This window comes from Brevibacillus dissolubilis, assembly GCF_006170445.1.
GTDB lineage: Bacteria > Bacillota > Bacilli > Brevibacillales > Brevibacillaceae > Brevibacillus_B > Brevibacillus_B dissolubilis.
Map to the genome: position 1 here is coordinate 72295 of NZ_VCNA01000006.1, position 18843 is coordinate 91137.

An 18843-nucleotide genomic window follows, 5' to 3' on the forward strand; every position below is an offset into this window, starting at 1 on the left:
ATTATGGAGTATGATGGGAGGGAACCGGACGATGATGGCAGGCATACGTTCGCTTCGAGACGGAGATGGCTTTTTTCACCCGCTGTGGCAGGGGAGTGTTGAGGCGATTATGGCTGATGATGAACGGCACGATGCGCAGTTTGATCTGTTGGTCTATCCGGATGCGGTGTTCATCGGCTTTGCTGACGAGGGGTATCCATTCTTGTCACTGCCCGGTGAGCAGATCAGACGGGTATTCATCGAGAAGTCCAAGGTTCGCCTTGATTTTGTCCGCGATAATGGCCAGTTGATCAACTACGTCTTATACGGCACCAATGTCAAAGGGCTTGGTGAAAAAATCGAATTCATCCGCAAGCGGGCTGTAAAGCATAAATAACGCCCTCTGAGCGAACACTATTACATATAGAAGAAATACGTTTTATATCTGATTAACAAGGAAGCTGCCTGGGTACCCGACGGCGGCTTTTTTATATACCGGAACAGCCAACTGCCAACGATCTCCACCCCTATCTTGACGGACGCAAATTTTTCACATATTCGGTCAAAAAAAGTGTGGCTTATTTGATCCAATGTGATATACTAATTACAAATCAAGGAACGAAATTGATAAACACAATTTTGGGATTTAGGGGAAGGAGATCGTTAAAAATGGAAATCAAGACGGTGAAACGACTGTCCGAGGTGCTTGCCAACGCGAATGCCCGTAAAAATCTTTCTGTATCACAACTCATCGAAGAGGCAATCAAGCGTGGGGAAGGTGTCCTGACTGACAAAGGAGCCATTAATACACTCACAGGTAAATTTACTGGTCGTTCCCCTAAAGATAAATTCGTTGTCGACGAACCAAGCATTCACGACAAGATCAACTGGGGTAAAACGAACCAACCAATCACAATAGATAAATTCGATGCCTTGCATGCAGATGTGCTCAACTATCTGGAGAGCAAAGATCTGTTCGTCTTCGACGGCTTCGCAGGTGCTGACACCAACTACCGCCTGCCAATCCGCGTAGTCAACGAATTCGCATGGCACAATCTGTTTGCCCGCCAACTCTTCATCCGCCCGACAGAAGAAGAACTGGCGAGCCATGAAGCAGAATTCACAGTCATCTACGTACCTAACTTCAAAGCGAATCCAGAAGTTCACGGCACCAATTCCGAAACCTTCATCATCATCAGCTTCGAGAAGAAAACTGTGCTGATCGGTGGTACCGAATACGCAGGTGAGATGAAAAAATCCATCTTCAGCGTGATGAACATGCTCCTCCCAGAGCGTAATGTTCTCTCCATGCACTGCTCCGCCAACATCGGCCGCGACGGTGATGTGGCACTCTTCTTCGGTCTCTCCGGTACAGGTAAAACAACGCTGTCCGCAGACCCAGACCGTCAATTGATCGGTGATGACGAGCATGGCTGGTCTGACCAAGGCGTCTTCAACATCGAGGGCGGCTGCTATGCCAAATGCATCAACCTCTCCGAACAAGGCGAACCACAGATCTGGAACGCAATCGGCTATGGTACTGTGCTTGAAAACGTAGACGTAGACGCGGACACCCGCCGTGCCAACTACGACAGCGACAAATACACCGAGAACACCCGTGCAGCTTACCCTGTGGAGATGATCCCAGGTGCGGTGATCCCAGGTGTGGGCGGTCATCCGAACGTGATCATCTTCCTGACCGCTGACTCTACCGGTGTCATCCCGCCGATCTCCAAGCTCTCTAAAGAGCAGGCGATGTACCACTTCCTGTCCGGCTACACCAGCAAAATGGCAGGTACCGAGCGCGGTGTCACCGCTCCACAAAGCGAATTCTCCGCTTGCTTTGGTTCTCCATTCCTCCCGCTGCGTCCAGTCGTATACGCTGAGATGCTCGGTAAAAAGATCGATGAGTTCAACGCCCGCGTCTACCTCGTCAACACCGGTTGGACAGGTGGTCCGGTAGGTACCGGTTCCCGCATGAAGCTTGCTTACACCCGTGCGATGGTAACGGCAGCACTCCACGGCGATCTGGAAAACGTAGAATACGCAGTAGACCCAGTCTTCGGTGTACAAGTGCCAACCACTTGCCCAGGCGTACCGGCTGATGTCCTGCAACCACGCAACACATGGGCAAATAAAGACGCGTATGATCAAGAAGCCAACAGATTGGCAGGTCTGTTCCAAGAAAACTTCTCCAAGAAGTTCCCGGATGCAACGACCATTGCCCAAGCTGGACCGAAAGTGAAATAATACTTCTTCGTTCATTCGAGGTAAGCAAGAGGCGTATCAGACATGTTGCTGATACGCTTTTTTCTATCCGGCGATGAAGCCGCCTGATGACCAGCACACTTTTGATGCATCCTACAGAAAAAGCGTTCTATGCATCCGTACACATTTTTGCTACACTGTTTAAAGACTTTTTTTCTTATAGAAGAAAGGGGTAATTCGGTCATGAGCACAACCATCACCCAGCCAGCTTCCACGCTTTCGTTGAAAGAGTGGGCGGTAGCCATCAAAGCCCTTGGCGAAGGCAAACAGATCATCACGATCCGCAAAGGCGGTCTGTATGAAGAAACCCGCGATTTTAAGCTGGAAAATGATACATTCTATCTCTACCCGACGTATGAGCACCAAAAAGAAGAGATGGTCAAGCCAGCCTACCACGCTGACCTGAATGCCACTCTCGAAGGCTGGTCCATCGACAAGCCGACAGTTGACATCCTCTACTTCGCGCAAATCACCGACGATGTAGAAATCCTCGATGAAGCCAAAATCCGCGCACTCGACCCGTACCACATCTGGACGGAAGACTTCGCAGACGTACGCCTCAAGTGGAAAAAGAAAAATCCACTGCACATCCTGTTCGCCCGCGTGTACAAGCTTAATCAGCCGATCACACTCAACATCGAAGAAGCGTACAAAGGCTGCAAGTCCTGGCACAACCTGCTCGAAGACGTACCGCAGAACGGCTTCACGCCAGTGCTCTCCGATGAGGAGTATGCATCCAAGCGCGCCGAAATCATGAATATCCTCAACGCATAGAGGCCCTTTCCAAGGGCTTTCTTTTGTGGGAAAAGATGCACCAAAAACAGGGAAAACGCATACATAGTAAACATAAACGTTTAAAAAATACAGAAATAGTTTAATCCTTGCTTTGTAATAATTCTTATTATACAATAGTCATTGAGAATGGATTGAGAATAGGAGGACGGTGAAATACTAGAATGTATTTCCTGTTCGTTTCCAACCGAAACACGCAGATATAATTGGAGGAATGAAGATGGCTAACGTACATCTCGAGATAAAAAATCTTCGAGCACGCATTGAAGAGAAAGAAATCCTGAAAGGTCTTACCCTCGAAATCAAAGGTGGCGAAATCCACGCGATCATGGGGCCGAACGGTACAGGTAAATCTACCTTGGCTTCCACGCTGATGGGGCACCCTAAATATGAAGTTACTGAAGGCTCCGTATCCCTCAATGGCGAAGATGTGCTGGAGATGGACGTAACCGAGCGCGCACGCGCAGGTCTGTTCCTCGCAATGCAATATCCTTCCGAGATCACTGGTGTTACCAACTCTGACTTCCTGCGTTCTGCCATCAACGCGAAGCGCGGCGAAGGCAACGAGATCTCTCTGATGAAATTCATCCGTGAGCTGGACGGCAAAATGGGTACGCTTGAGATGGATGAATCCTTCGCACACCGTTACCTCAACGAAGGCTTCTCCGGCGGTGAGAAGAAGCGTAACGAAATCCTGCAGATGATGATGCTTCAGCCTTCCCTCTGTATTCTCGACGAGATCGACTCCGGTCTCGACATCGACGCCCTCAAGATCGTAGCAAAAGGCGTCAACGAAATGCGTTCTGAAGACCGCGGTTTCCTCATCATCACTCACTACCAACGCCTGCTCGACTACATCACGCCTGACTTCGTTCACGTGATGATGCAAGGCCGTATTGTCAAGTCCGGCGGTCCGGAACTGGCTGCACGCCTTGAAGCAGAAGGGTACGACTGGATCAAAGCAGAGCTCGGTATCGAAGACGAAACCGTTAACGCCAACTTGTAGGCGAAGGGGGCCGAAAAGATGAGCGTAGACACTCAACTCCGCTTCGACCGTGAAGCAATCACTGCCTATTCCCAAGCCAACCAAGAGCCGGCATGGTTCCTCGAGAAGCGCCTGGCTGCTTTTGATGCAGCACAGACCCTTGAGCTTCCGAAGCTGGAAAAAACCAAGCTCGACAACTGGAACACCGATCAGTTCCAACCTTTTGTCACCGCAGATAAAGCAGCGAATGCAGCTGCCCTCGATGAAGTCGTCAAAGATCAAATCGATGAAGCACAAGCATCCAGCCTGATCGTGCAAAAGAATGCTTCCGTCGTTCTGGCTACCCTCGCAGACGATATCAAAGCACAAGGCGTTATTTATACCGATATCCAGACCGCTGTCCGCGAACACGGCGATCTGGTTCAAAAATATCTCAATCAAGCGGTACAGGCAGATGAACACCGCATTGCCGCTCTTCACCAAGCCGTGATCAACGGCGGTGTGTTCCTCTACGTACCGAAAAATACCGAAGTAAGCGTGCCGCTCCAAGCGGTATACCAAGTGGCAGGCGACGGCGCACTGGTCAGCCCGCACATCATCATCGTGGCGGAGAACCACAGCCGTGTGACTTATGTAGACACCTACGTTAGCGGCGAAGGCCAAGGCATGGTGGCACAAAGCATTGTGGAAGTATTCGTCGGTGCAGGCGCACATGTTCAAGTGGCTTCTGTACGTTCCCTCTCCACAGATGTGACCGACTACACCTTCCGTCGTGCGATTGTCGAGCAAGACGGTAAAATGGAATGGATTCTCGGTGAGATGAATGCAGGTAACACCGTTGCCAACAACACCTCTGTGCTCAAGGGCCGCGGCTCTCATGCAGACACCAAATCCATCACCATCGGTCTTGGTTCCCAACGCCAAAACCTGACCTCCCAAGTACAGCACATCGGTACTCACACCGAATCCAGCATGCTCTCCAAAGCGGTTATGACGGACGAGGCTGTTGCGATTCTCAACGGTATCACCAAAATCGAAAAAGGTGCTGAAAAAGCAAACGGCGAGCAAGCGGAAAACATCCTCATGCTGTCTCCACAAGCACGCGGGGATGCCAATCCAATCCTCTTGATCGATGAAGATGACGTAAAAGCAGGCCATGCTGCATCTGTCGGCCGCTTTAGCGAAGAGAGCCTCTACTACCTCATGTCCCGCGGGATTTCCCGCAAAGAGGCAGAGCGTCTCATCATCCTCGGCTTCCTCGATCCAGTCGTAGCGGAAATTCCGGTAGAAGAAGTGCGTAACCGTCTTCGTCAGGCACTCGAAAGGAAGTTAGCGCGATGAACGTGCTTGAGGTCCGCAAACATTTTCCTATCTTGAATCAAGAAGTCAACGGGCATCCGCTGGTGTATCTCGATTCAGCGGCCACTTCTCAAAAACCGGTTCAAGTGATTGAAGCATTAGACAAATACTATAAAGAAATCAACTCCAACGTGCACCGTGGGGTTCATACCCTTGGCACCAGAGCGACCGATGCATATGAGGGCGCGCGCGAGAAAGTCCGCGCCTTCATCAATGCGAAGGAAGCAGCTGAGATCATTTTCACACGCGGTACGACTACTGCGATGAACCTGATCGCCAACGGATATGCCCGTCTCTTCCTCAAAGAAGGCGACGAAATCGTGACCACGCTGGTCGAACACCATAGTAACTTCATCCCGTGGCAACAAGCCGCCAAAGCGACCGGGGCGACCTTCAAGTTCATCCCGCTTGCTGAAGACGGAACCATCACCGTGGATGCAGTCAAAGCAACCATCACCCCGAATACCAAGATCGTGGCCATCCACCACATCTCCAACGTACTGGGTGACACCACTCCGATCCAAGAAATCGCCGAGATCGCTCATCAGAACGGTGCGATCCTCGTCGTCGACGGTGCTCAGAGCGCTCCACACAAAAAAGTCGACGTGCAGGCACTCGGCGCAGACTTCTTCGCATTCTCCAGCCACAAGATGTGCGGTCCGACCGGTGTCGGCGTACTCTACGGCAGACGCGAACTGCTTGAGAAAATGGAACCGTCTGAATTCGGCGGTGAAATGATCGACTTCGTCTATGAGCAGGATTCCACATGGAAAGAGCTTCCGTGGAAATTCGAAGGCGGCACCCCGATCATCGGTGGTGTCGTAGCCCTCGGTGCAGCGATTGACTTCCTCAACGATATCGGCATGGATGCAATCGAAGCCCACGAGAAAAAGCTCGTTCAATACGCAATCGAACAAATGCAACAAATCGACGGTCTCACCATCTACGGTCCGACTGAACACAGAAGCAGCCTAATCACGTTCAACCTGTCTGATGTGCACCCGCACGACCTCGCAACCGTGCTCGATTCTCACGGGATTGCCGTCCGTGCCGGTCACCACTGTGCACAGCCGCTGATGCGCTATCTCCAAGTCACGGCGACAGCACGCGCCAGCTTCTATCTCTACAATACAGAAGCAGAAGTGGATGCACTGATGGCAGGCTTGAAAAAAGCGAAGGAGTATTTTGGAAATGTCTTCTCTTGATGATCTCTATCGCCGTGTCATTATGGACCACTACCAAAAGCCGCGCAACAAAGGCAAGCTTGATGAAGCAGAAGGTCTGACGATCAACCTGAACAACCCGACCTGTGGAGACAGCATTTCGCTGTCGCTCAAAGTAGAGGACGGCATCGTCACAGACGCCAAGTTCCTCGGAGAAGGCTGTTCGATCTCCATGTCTTCCGCTTCCATGATGACCGAAGCTGTCAAAGGCAAGCCGGTCGATGAAGCAATCAAGCTGGCACAGGTCTTCTCCGATCTGATGCAAGGCAAGCAACCCGAAGATGACTCCCTTGACTTGGGCGACATCGAAGCCTTATCCGGCGTAGCGAAGTTCCCGGCCCGTATCAAGTGCGCTACCCTCGCTTGGAAAGCGCTCGAACAAGGTGTTCGTCAAGCCAATCAATCATAGTGCCGTAACAGCCGATCGCCCTCAAAAAAGGAGTGAACCACCATGGCAAAGAAAGCCCCTGAAATTCAGGAATATCAATATGGATTTCATGACAAGGACGTATCCGTATTCCGTACGAAAAAAGGTCTGTCCCGTGAAATCGTAGAAGAAATCTCCCGCATCAAAGAAGAGCCAGAGTGGATGCTTGAGTTCCGTCTCAAATCCCTCGAAATCTTCAACCGTCTCCCAATGCCAAAATGGGGCGGCGACCTCGACGACCTCGATTTCGACTCCATCACCTACTATGTAAAGCCTTCTGAAAAGGCTGGCCGCAGTTGGGATGAAGTACCAGAAGAGATCAAAGCAACCTTTGACAAGCTGGGGATTCCAGAAGCAGAGCAGAAGTTCCTCGCAGGTGTATCCGCTCAGTACGAATCCGAGGTAGTGTACCACAACATGCAAGAAGACCTCGAAGCACTCGGCGTTCTCTTCACCGACATGGACTCTGCGGTAAAACTTCACCCAGAGATCGTGAGAGAATACTTCGCGACCGTAATCCCACCAGCGGATAACAAATTCGCAGCACTCAACTCTGCGGTATGGTCCGGCGGTTCCTTCATCTATGTACCAAAAGGCGTAAAAGTGGAAACTCCACTCCAAGCTTACTTCCGCATTAACTCTGAGAACATGGGTCAGTTCGAGCGTACCCTCATCATCGCGGACGAAGATTCCTTCGTTCACTATGTAGAAGGCTGTACAGCGCCGATCTACTCCACAGATTCTCTCCACTCTGCGGTTGTAGAAATCATCGTCAAAGAACGTGCTCGCTGCCGTTACACCACCATCCAAAACTGGTCCAACAACGTATACAACCTCGTTACCAAACGTGCGGTTGCTTACGCGGACGCTAACATGGAATGGATCGACGGTAACATCGGTTCCAAGCTGACCATGAAATATCCAGCAGTTATCATGAAAGGCCCACGCGCAAAAGGTACCGTTCTCTCCATCGCGGTAGCAGGCAAAGGCCAACACCAAGACGCTGGTGCAAAAATGGTTCACTTGGCTCCAGACTGCACCTCCACCATCGTGTCCAAGTCCATCTCACGTGACGGCGGTAAAGTAACCTACCGTGGTCTCGCACAATTCGGACGCAAATCCGAGGGTTCCAAAGCCAACATCAAGTGCGATACCTTGATCTTGGATAAACTCTCCACCTCTGACACGATTCCATACAACGAAATCCTCAACGACAACATCACACTTGAGCACGAAGCAACTGTATCCAAAGTATCTGAGGATCAGCTCTTCTACCTCATGAGCCGTGGTCTGTCTGAAGCTGAGGCAACTGAAATGATCGTTATGGGCTTCATCGAGCCATTCACCAAAGAACTCCCAATGGAGTACGCGGTAGAGATGAACCGTCTGATCAAGTTCGAAATGGAAGGCTCCATCGGTTAATCAGGGGAGCATCTATATAGAAAAAGCGGCTTTTCCGTAAAAGGAGAGGCCGCTTTTTTCATGAGATCATGTTGTTTTATTACTGGCTATTTATTTCCAATATTAGTCGTTGACGGATGTAACTACTTTCATGTATCGTGGCGATGAGAGTATAAATTTTTGAGTCATATGGACTAGTTGGAATTCATTCATACTAAATAAGACATAGCACGCGTTCCAGTAACATGATTAGGGGGAGCGAAATGAAAAAAATAAATACCAAGGTGATACAGGCCGCGATCGGTTTTACCGTTTTGCAGCCGTTCCTGTTCGCCGATGTCAGTACCGTTTTGGCTGATGAAGCCAAGCTTAAGGCCGCAGAAGATAAGAGCGTTTACTTGTCGACTCACTACAATTCTGGTCTGGATAATCTGGGGACGCATTACATCGGATTTGCGTATCAAGGAGATGGCTCCGATGGTACTATGACCGCTTATTTAAAGTTCGATTTATCCTCTCTTGGAGCAGGAGCTAAGATCCAATCAGCCATATTGAAGCTGCCTCTTCAAGAAATGGATAATACCTCCAAACCGCCGATTATTAATGTGTGGGAATCCACTGATGACAGTTGGACGGAATCGGGTTCCACAGCAGCGGGCAAAGGCGACTCGGTCAGGTTAAATGAAACGGTTACGGATATCAGCACTCCCAAGCAGTACGATGTAACCGAATTTGTCAAAGAACAGATGACAGCTGGCGATATGAAAGCCTCGTTCGTATTGGAAGGCTGGACGACCGCTACTTATGGAGCATACAATCCGGGTGACTATGTCTACTCTTTTGTAGGATTTACGGACCGTACAGGTGCTGGATATCCCGAATTGTTGATTACGTATTCTTCCAACTCGGCTCCTACCCAAATCAATCTGTCCAACAGCACGGTAGCTGAGAATAATACCGTAGGCCAAGTGGTTGGTACGTTGAGTGCCGTCGATCCCGATGCTGATGAAACGGCTACTTTTTCGGTTATTTCGGGCGATACCGATGCATTTGAGATCTCCGGGAATCAGCTGGTGACGAAGAAAGCATTCGACTTTGAGACGAAAGCCAGTTACTCAGTCGGGGTCCGTGTCACGGATAAGGCCAATAATACGATGGACAAAACCTTTACGATTAATGTCACGGATGTGAACGAGGCTCCAACAGGCACCATCACGATTAACAGTTCGGCTGCCACGACTCAGTCATCTACTGTTACGCTGAACCTGACTGCATCTGATCCTGAGGGTCATTCGTTGCAGATGCAATTTTCAAATGACAATGTAACATGGAGCGGTTGGGAGGCATACAACCCGACCAAGACATGGAATCTGTCGGCAGGGGATGGTCCGAAGACGGTCTACATGAAGTTGCGGGATTCAAACAACCTTGAATCGCCAGTCTATTCTGACGCTATTCTGTTAGACGCGACAGCGCCGAACGGTTCAATCACCATTAATAGTGGAGCAGTGGCGACCAATTCATCCAATGTTACGTTGCAAGTAACGGGTACAGATGCGAACGGGCCTGTACAGATGCGTTTTGCCAATGAAAGTGGGTCATGGAGTTCCTGGGAACCAGTTGTCGCTTCAAAAGCGTGGACACTCTCCGCCGGTGATGGTGTAAAAACGATCAACATGGAGCTGCGTGATGCAACTGGAAATGTCAGAGCGCTCAACGATACGATTACTCTCGATACGACAGCGCCGATCGTTACCGGTGTAACCAATGGACAGGTTACGAATCAGGATGTGACGATTAGCTTCAATGAGGGTACAGCTGTATTGAACGGGAGCGTATTCGTTGATGGCACGGTTGTAACGGCAGAAAACAACTATACGCTCGTCGTTACAGATGCAGCGGGGAATACGAGAACCGTTACCTTTACGATTGATAAAACACCACCTACTGCGACATTAGGGATTAACAGCGGGGCATCAACAACGAAAACAGACAGTGTCAACCTCTCCCTGACTGGTATGCAGGGTGGAGCTGTCCTCATGCGTTTTAGTAATGATGGAACTGTCTGGAGTGGTTGGGAAAGCTTCGGGACATCCAAAACATGGACGCTTCAGAGTGGTGCCGACGGAGTGCGCACGGTTACGGTGGAACTGCAAGATGCTGCAGGTAACATCGGACAGACCAGTGATACGATCATCATGGACACGATTGCACCGGCTGGATCAGTCACCATCAATGGAGGGGCATCCCATACGAATTCTGCTACGGTCAGCTTAGATTTGGCGGGCACGGACGCGAACGGAACGGTGCAGATGCGTTTCTCCAATGAAGGCGGTACATGGAGTGGGTGGGAGAATTTCGCACCGACCAAGACATGGACGCTGTCCGCTTTAGACGGGAATAAGACAGTCAACATGGAACTGCGTGATGGAGCGGGCAATACACAGCTTTACAGTGATACCATTCAACTCGATACGGTCAGCCCGGTCGTAACAGGCGTGACGAACGGACAAGTGACCAACTCCAATGTAAGCATCTCTTTTGATGAAGGAACGGCCACCTTGGATGGTCTGCCTTATGTTGAGGGTACAACGGTGTCAGCCGAAGGTGCACACACACTAGTTGTTACCGATGCGGCAGGCAACAGCACCACCATTACTTTTACGATTGATAAAACCAATCCAAGTGGCACGCTCACCATCGCTGGCGGATCTTTGATTACCAAAGATGTGAACATCAATTTGGAGATCTCAGATACCCAGGATGCTGTGCAAATGCAGTTCTCCAATGACAATGCCACCTGGAGCGGCTGGGAAGCGGTCGGCCCTGCCAAAGCGTGGACGATTTCAGCCCCAGATGGTGATAAAACCATCTACATGAAGCTTAAGGATGCAGCAGGAAACGAGGCTGTCGTAACGACCACGATCAAATTAGACACGACAGCACCGACTGGTTCGATCAACATCAACGGTGGATCTACGCATACAGCTAGTGAGAACGTTACGCTTGATGTGAGCGGCACCGATGAGAATGGCTCAGTTGAGATGCGTTTTGCCAATGAATCCGGTAGCTGGAGTGCATGGGAGCCGGTACAATCGGCCAAATCATGGACACTCAGCAACGGTGACGGCAGCAAGACAGTCAACATGGAGCTTCGCGACCAAGCTGGGAATGTCGCAACCTATAACAAGACCATTACGCTGGATAAAACCAAGCCAGTGGTCACGGGTGTCACCAATGCACAGGTGAGCAAGACGGATCTGACCATTACATTTAATGAAGGAACGGCTACCCTGAACGGCAATCCGTTCAACAGCGGAGATGTCGTATCAGCTGAAGGGGCACACAATCTGGTGGTAACGGACGCCGCAGGTAATACGACCAGTATCAGCTTCTTCATTGACAAAACACTGCCTACAGGTTCTCTCTCCGTTAATAGCGGAGCAACCCACACGACATCGACCAATGTGACCCTGAATGTGACTGCCACAGATGATCAGGGTGGAGTCGGAATGCGCTTCTCCAATAACGGAACCGACTGGAGTGCATGGGAGCCGTTCCAATCGACGAAGAACTGGACGATCGATGCGGTGGAAGGCACACGGACAGTGTATATGGAGCTGAGCGACGGAGCAGGCAACATCAACGCCTATACCGATTCCATCGTGCTCGATACGACGAAGCCAGTGGTGACAGGTGTGACGAATGGTCAAGTGACCAATTCTAATCTGACCATCAGTTTTAATGAAGGAACGGCGACGTTAGACGGGAACCCGTTCAACAGCGGTGATCAAGTGACGGCGGAAGGCACGCATACTTTGATCGTTACGGACGAAGCCGGGAATGTCACGACCATTACATTTACCATTGATAAAACCATCCCGACCGCTACATTCAGCATCATGGCGGGAGCAGACTTCACCAATTCGACCAGTGTCAATCTGACGGTAGCGAATCCTCAGGGCGCGACTGATATGCAATTCTCCACTGATCAAGTGACATGGTCAACTTGGGAATCAGTAAAAGCGAGTACGGCATGGACATTAAGCGCAGGAGACGGTACGAAAACGGTCTACATGAAACTGCGCGATGCTGCGGGCAATTACATTATATACAGTGACACGATCATCTTGGATACAGTTGCACCGACAGGCTCGATCAGCATCAACAGTGGTGCAGCGAAAACCGGTCAGAAAGATGTGACGTTGACCCTGACAGGTTCAGATGACAATGGTCAAGTCGAGATGCGCTTCATGAATGACGGTGGCAGCTGGAGTGCATGGGAGCCATTCTCCGCGACGAAGGCATGGTCGATCCGGGAAGAGGAAGGCAACAGAACGGTTACCGTTGAAATGCGGGATCAGGCTGGGAACACTGCTTCCTTCACTGATACCATCGAACTGGATAATACCAAGCCAATCGTCACCGGTGTCAGCGAAGGACAGTTGACCAACTCCGATCTGACGATCACTTTCAACGAAGGTACGGCCACATTGAATGGCAATCCGTTCAACAGCGGAGAACAAGTGACCGCAGAGGGTTCTTATGAGCTGGTGGTTACGGATGCGGTCAATAACAGCACCACCATTCATTTCCGTATTGATAAGACCAAGCCGACAGGCGGATTCACGATCAACAGCGGAGCCAGCCATAGCCAGACCAATAACGTAACACTCGATGTAACTGCGGCTGATAACAACGGTGCGGTACAGATGCGTTTTAGCAATAACGGGGTGGATTGGGATGCATGGGAGACCGCAGCCTCCACGAAGAACTGGAGTCTTACAGGCGGCGAGGGACTCAAAACCGTTTATATGGAACTCCGTGACCCGGCAGGCAACATAGAATCCTTCACCCGTACGATCACCGTAGATACGATCAAACCTATTGTGACTGGTGTGACTGATGGACAGTCCAGCAGCACGGATTTGACCATTAGCTTTAATGAAGGGACCGCTACGCTCAACGGACAGCCTTTTGTCAGTGGTACGACCATCAGCGTAGAGGGCGACTATACACTGGTCGTGACAGACCCAGCCGGTAATAAAACGACAGTTACCTTTACTCTGGATAAAACACAACCAACCTCAGAGCTCGGAATTGCAAATGGAGCACCATTCACTGCTTCTTCCAGCGTGATGCTGTCTGTCACAGATGTGAAGAGTGGCGAACAAATGCGGTTTGCCAACGAAGATATGGTGTGGAGTGCATGGATGCCAGCCGCTTCTCTTCAGGCATGGAATCTGAGCAATGGTGACGGTGTAAAAACGGTTTATATGGAAGTGCGTGACCCAGCAGGCAATATCCACTCATCCAGCGACACGATCATCGTGGATACTACCAAGCCGACTGGATCGGTGATTATCAACAGTGGTGCCACTGTTACGAACCAGACAGGTGTGACACTTGATATCACCGCACAAGACCTGAACGGCCCCGTCCAAGTCCGCTTCTCCAATGGCGACGGCACATGGAGCGCATGGGAGTCTGCGGCTGCCACCAAGTCATGGACGCTCGACAGTACGGACGGTCTCAAAACCGTGACGATGGAAGTCCGTGATGCAGCGGGCAACATTGAGACCTTTACCAATACGATTGAACTGGATACCAAAGGGCCGATCGTCACTGGTGTTACGGATGGTCAAGTGACGAATTCCGACCTGACCATCAGCTTTAACGAAGGGACGGCAACCCTCAATGGTCAGCCGTTCGTAAGTGGAACAGCGGTGACCGATGAAGGTAACTATACGCTGATCGTCACCGATGCAGCAGGCAATGTGACGACTATCAGCTTTACCCTGGATAAAAACGCGCCAAGCGGAACCATGAACATCAACAATGGTGCAACGGCAACCAATAAAACAGCCGTCCGTCTGAACATGTCCGGAACTGAGAACTCTGGTCAGATGCGATTCTCCAACGATGGTAGCACGTGGAGTGCGTGGGAAGCGGTCAACACAACCAAGGATTGGACATTGGAGGACGGTGACGGAACCAAAACCGTCTATGTACAACTTCGCGACCAAGCGGGCAATATCTCGTCTGGCAGTGATACCATCGAGCTTGACACTACAGCACCAATTGTCAGCGGTGTAACAGATGGTCAAGTGACGAATTCCGATCTGACCATCACCTTCAATGAAGGAACAGCATTGCTCAACGGTCAACCGTTTACGAGTGGAGCCACCGTCTCGGCAGAAGACAGCTACACACTCGTGGTCACCGATGAAGCAGGCAACGAGACGACCATCCGCTTCACCTTGGACAAAGACGCGCCTAACGGAACATTCCAGATCAATAATGGTGCAGCTGTAACCAACAAAACCGATGTCATACTCAAGCTGGATGGCGTACAGGGCTCAGCAGAGATGCGTATCTCCAATGACGGTACGACCTGGACAGCATGGCAGGCCGTCACGTCCACAACACCATGGACACTGGAAAATGGTGATGGAGAAAAGACTGTCTATCTGGAAATCCGGGACCAGGCAGGGAACATTGCGTCCATCAGTGACACCATTCTATTGGATACCACCCCGCCAAGCGTAATGGGTGTAATCAATGGAGAGACGTATGATGAGCCAGTCACGGTCACATTCAGCGATGGATATGCAACGCTCAATGGTGAAACATTCACCAATGGCGGCACAGTGAGTCAAGATGGTGAGTATACCCTTGTCGTGACCGATGAAGCAGGCAATACAACTTATGTCCGTTTCACAATCAAACAAGACGCGGTCGTGATTACAGGTACGATCTCCATCAACAATAATGCACCTGTCACCACGTCCCGTGATGTCGTCCTCACCCTCAGTGCAGATAGCGGTGACCGTGCAGACGATCTGTACATGCGCTTCTCCAACGACAATGACAACTGGATTGACTGGGTGCCTTACTCTTCTACCTACGAGTGGACGCTTGATCCGTCATTTGGTCTCAAGACCGTCTACATGCAGCTAAAAGATAAGGAAGATCACATCAGCGCTACGGCTAGTGACACCATCCGCTATGAATCTGAGGATACGACTGATCCAGACGACTACATCGTCTTTGGTCAGGAAGATGAGACGCTTACCTTATCTGTTACGGATTTCGTCTACGAAGGCGACTTGGCGAAAATCAAGATCACTTCGCTGCCAGACCATGGGGAGCTGCAGCTTGATGGTGAAGAGGTAGAGGCTGGTCAAGAGATTGATGCAGATGATATCAACGGACTCGCTTTTGAACCGGACCGCAACTGGTATGGTGAAACTGGCTTCGGCTGGGCAGGAAGTGGAGACGGCGAGGAGTATTCCCGTCCGGCACGCATCTTGATCCGTCTCGAACCGGTCAATGACGCTCCAGTGGCTAAGTCAATCCGACTCACAACAAGAGCAGGAAAACCTGTCGACGGCACATTCCAAGCAAGTGACGTGGAAGACGATAAGATTACGTACCGAATCGTAGAGCAGCCAGAAAGCGGACGACTCGAATTCGATGCCCGTACAGGGGAATTCCGTTTCTACCCGCAATCCGGCAACTACGAGGAAGTGACTTTCACCTACCAAGCGTTTGACGGTGTGACCGCCTCCGAAGAAGCGACCGTTACCATCGTCAACCGTAAATCTAGCAACAAACCGGATGATAAAGATGACAACCGCAATAACGGCAGCAATGGCAACAGCAACAACAGCGACGAGAAGCAGGATAATCCGATCGTTGATGTAGGCGGTGCGGAAGACAAACAAGTCGTTTTCGCAGGGGCACGCCTGACCGACGACAAAGAAACGCTCGCAATTGATTTTGACGACAAGCGAATGACTCAATGGATCGACAAAGACCCGAGCAGACGGATGTCCATCACCAGCTTGGTAACTGTGCCGACGATCAAGTTGACTTTTGAAGCGAAGAGCATTCAGAACCTTCAACAGAAAAACAAAGGCATCGATCTGATCGCACATGAAGGTGTCTATCAGTTGCCGTTGGAGCAGCTTGACCTTTCTGCGATTCGTTCCCAATTGGGAGATCAGGTATCCTTAGACGGTATCACCATCACCGTAACCGTCAACCAGACCACGGACGACAGCCTTGAGAAGATCAAAGCGACGCTCGGCCATTCTCAAGCTGTGACGGTTGTATCGGGCAAGGGCTATCATATCCAAGCTGTGTCTGGAAGCCAGTCAGTCGGGATCAACCGTTTTGATCAATATGTGCAGTCCAGAGTGGAGCTTCCCGCGTCCAGTGGCTCTATCTCTACAGCCGTCATGCTGCTGCCGGATGGGACCGTTCAGCCAGTACCTACCAAAATCGTACAAGAGAACGGTAAACAAGTAGCGATTATCAACAGTATGACAAATGGCGAATTAGCCTTTGTCTCCAATACCAAATCATTCACAGACATGAATTGGCACTGGGCGGCGACCGAGGTGAACGCATTAGCATCCCGTCTCATCGTCAATGGTGTGGATGCGAACCGCTTTGCACCAGACAGACGAATCAACCGTGCCGAGTTTACAGCCATTCTGGCGCGTGGATTGGGACTGTGGAGTGCCGGCGGGCAGGGTGGATTCGCGGATGTATCCAGTCAAGACTGGTTCTCCCGTCCAGTAGATACTGTGGCTGGATACGGAGTGGTCAGCGGATACGGCGATTCCAACTTCCGTCCGAACCAAGAGATCTCCCGTCAAGAAGCGATGGTACTGATCGCGCGGGCGATGAAGCTGGTCGGCATGCAAAACACCATGCCGCAGGAAGAGATCGACCGTGTGCTGGCATCTTACTCCGACAGCCAGCAGATCAGCTCGTGGGCGAGAGAATCAGTGGCTCTCTGCGTCACTTCCGGGATCGCAGTCGGCAATCACAACAAGCTGATGCCAGAAGGATCGATCACGCGTGCGCAGATGGCGACCATGATCATGAGACTTTTACAAAAAGCACAATATGTCTAAAATAAGATTCAAGGAGTATGCCATGGAGACGATTCTCCATGGCATTCCTTGACAAAAAAAGTTGTACATACTACGATCAAAATATTAAGAAAAATAATATGAGAGGTACTATGATCGAAACACGAGTGGCTCTGACCGAAGATGATCCTTTTTTATTTGAGGTATACGCCAGCACGAGACGGGAAGAAATGGAGCAGTGGGGGTGGGACGAGGCGCAGCAGGTTCCTTTTTTGCGCATGCAGTTTGATCTTCAGACCCGTTCCTACCAGATGCACTATCCAGGGCTTGACCGTAGAATCATTCTGTATGAGAACACCCCGGTTGGCCGTATTCTGGTAGCCCGGTTGAATAATGAATGGGTACTCGTTGACATCTCTCTTTTACCTGCTTATCGGGGCAGAGGAATCGGCACGCGCCTGATTGCAGAGCTGCAACAGGAAGCTGCCGGATCAGACATGCCGGTACGCCTGAGTGTGTCCCATACGAATCCACGAGCCCAACAGCTATATACGAAGCTTGGATTTATAGCCGTCGCCAGCAATGAGATGCAGACGAGCATGGTCTACGGAGGTTCGAGCCTTCCACCCCAATCCGGCTAAGGAGTGAGAATTATGGAAGAACTAAGCTATGCTGCTTTTTTAGAGCAAGTCAATACCACCTTCACCATTGTGTCTCCCGATTCCACGCAATCCGTGGAACTGACTTTAATAGAAGCAGTGCAAACGTTGCGAGATGAGAGACACGAGAATTTTTCACTGATGTTTCAAGGTCCCCTGCAACCTCAGTTGCCACAGGGGAACTATCGTTTTGTCCATGAACAAATGGGGGAACACATCATGTTTATGGTCCCGGTTGGACAGAGACAAGACGGGATGCGTTACGAAATTATTTTTAGCCGTATGCTGACCTAACTATGTTTCACACCTGTACGTCATCAAAACCATCTTGAAAGGAGACTCATATGGAACAGTACGTAGGAGAAATCAGAATGTTTGCCGGTAACTATGCTCCAACGGGTTGGGCTTTGTGTAATGGTCAAATCATCAGCATCGCAGAAAATGAATTACTCTTCGCCTTAATTGGCACGATCTACGGGGGAGACGGACAGACCACCTTTGCTCTTCCTGACCTGCGTGGCCGTGTGCCGGTACATACGGGACAAAATCCACAAACCCAAACCGTCTATAATCTTGGCGCAAAAGGCGGCGTAGAGACCGTACAGCTTACTTCTAGCCAATTGGCTGCCCATACGCACACGGTAAAAGCAAGTGCAACGCTAACCACCAACGTGCCAACAGGTGCATTATGGGCCAAGGGAGGCGCCAATCGTTTTTCGACGGTTGCACCGGACGGAACGATGAATGCTACTCTTGTCAGCTCCATTGGCGGCAACCAGCCTCATGACAATATGATGCCGTATGTGCCGATCAACTTTATCATCGCGGTGGAAGGACTTTTTCCAAGCCAACCATAAGAGCAAAA

At 50.5% G+C, this 18843-nt stretch carries 12 protein-coding genes; all 12 read left to right on the forward strand.

The genetic code is table 11. From position 1 onward, the window contains the following. Window positions 1-31: 31 nt before the first annotated feature. The 12 genes from FGI41_RS13005 (at window position 32) to FGI41_RS13060 (ending at window position 18835) form a co-directional block, all read left to right on the forward strand. Window positions 32-376 carry a hypothetical protein gene (locus FGI41_RS13005; RefSeq protein WP_139490589.1) on the forward strand — a complete coding sequence of 115 codons (345 nt, stop codon included), beginning with the start codon at window positions 32-34 and terminating at the stop codon, window positions 374-376. A 272-nt stretch (window positions 377-648) separates the two neighbouring features. After that, the gene (pckA, locus tag FGI41_RS13010) at window positions 649-2229 is read left to right on the forward strand and encodes a phosphoenolpyruvate carboxykinase (ATP) (RefSeq protein ID WP_139490591.1); all 1581 of its coding nucleotides are present in this window, start codon (window positions 649-651) and stop codon (window positions 2227-2229) included. A 201-nt stretch (window positions 2230-2430) separates the two neighbouring features. Then, window positions 2431-3021, forward strand: coding sequence for a DUF1802 family protein (locus FGI41_RS13015; protein WP_139490592.1), 591 nt, complete (start codon window positions 2431-2433; stop codon window positions 3019-3021). 238 nt (window positions 3022-3259) lie between these two features. Then, the gene (sufC, locus tag FGI41_RS13020) at window positions 3260-4045 is read left to right on the forward strand and encodes a Fe-S cluster assembly ATPase SufC (protein ID WP_139490594.1); all 786 of its coding nucleotides are present in this window, start codon (window positions 3260-3262) and stop codon (window positions 4043-4045) included. 18 nt (window positions 4046-4063) lie between these two features. Then, window positions 4064-5365 (forward strand): Fe-S cluster assembly protein SufD, encoded by a 1302-nt coding sequence (sufD, locus tag FGI41_RS13025; protein WP_139490597.1) that lies wholly within the window; start codon window positions 4064-4066, stop codon window positions 5363-5365. Further along, window positions 5362-6588, forward strand: coding sequence for a cysteine desulfurase (locus tag FGI41_RS13030; RefSeq protein ID WP_139490598.1), 1227 nt, complete (start codon window positions 5362-5364; stop codon window positions 6586-6588). Before sufD ends, FGI41_RS13030 begins: the two co-directional genes overlap by 4 nt. After that, window positions 6575-7015 (forward strand): Fe-S cluster assembly sulfur transfer protein SufU, encoded by a 441-nt coding sequence (gene sufU / locus FGI41_RS13035; RefSeq protein ID WP_139490600.1) that lies wholly within the window; start codon window positions 6575-6577, stop codon window positions 7013-7015. Before FGI41_RS13030 ends, sufU begins: the two co-directional genes overlap by 14 nt. Before the next feature lie 42 nt (window positions 7016-7057). Continuing rightward, on the forward strand, window positions 7058-8455 hold the full coding sequence (gene sufB / locus FGI41_RS13040) for a Fe-S cluster assembly protein SufB (RefSeq protein ID WP_139490602.1): 1398 nt from the start codon (window positions 7058-7060) through the stop codon (window positions 8453-8455). A gap of 242 nt (window positions 8456-8697) precedes the next feature. Beyond that, the gene (locus FGI41_RS13045; RefSeq protein ID WP_176560260.1) at window positions 8698-17361 is read left to right on the forward strand and encodes an S-layer homology domain-containing protein; all 8664 of its coding nucleotides are present in this window, start codon (window positions 8698-8700) and stop codon (window positions 17359-17361) included. 110 nt (window positions 17362-17471) lie between these two features. Further along, complete coding sequence (locus tag FGI41_RS13050) at window positions 17472-17960, forward strand: GNAT family N-acetyltransferase (protein WP_176560261.1); 489 nt, start codon at window positions 17472-17474, stop codon at window positions 17958-17960. 12 nt (window positions 17961-17972) lie between these two features. Beyond that, window positions 17973-18272, forward strand: a complete 300-nt coding sequence (locus FGI41_RS13055) for a DUF6916 family protein (protein ID WP_139490609.1) — start codon at window positions 17973-17975, stop codon at window positions 18270-18272. Between the two features lie 50 nt (window positions 18273-18322). Beyond that, on the forward strand, window positions 18323-18835 hold the full coding sequence (locus FGI41_RS13060) for a phage tail protein (RefSeq protein WP_139490610.1): 513 nt from the start codon (window positions 18323-18325) through the stop codon (window positions 18833-18835). The last annotated feature ends 8 nt before the right edge of the window (window positions 18836-18843 follow it).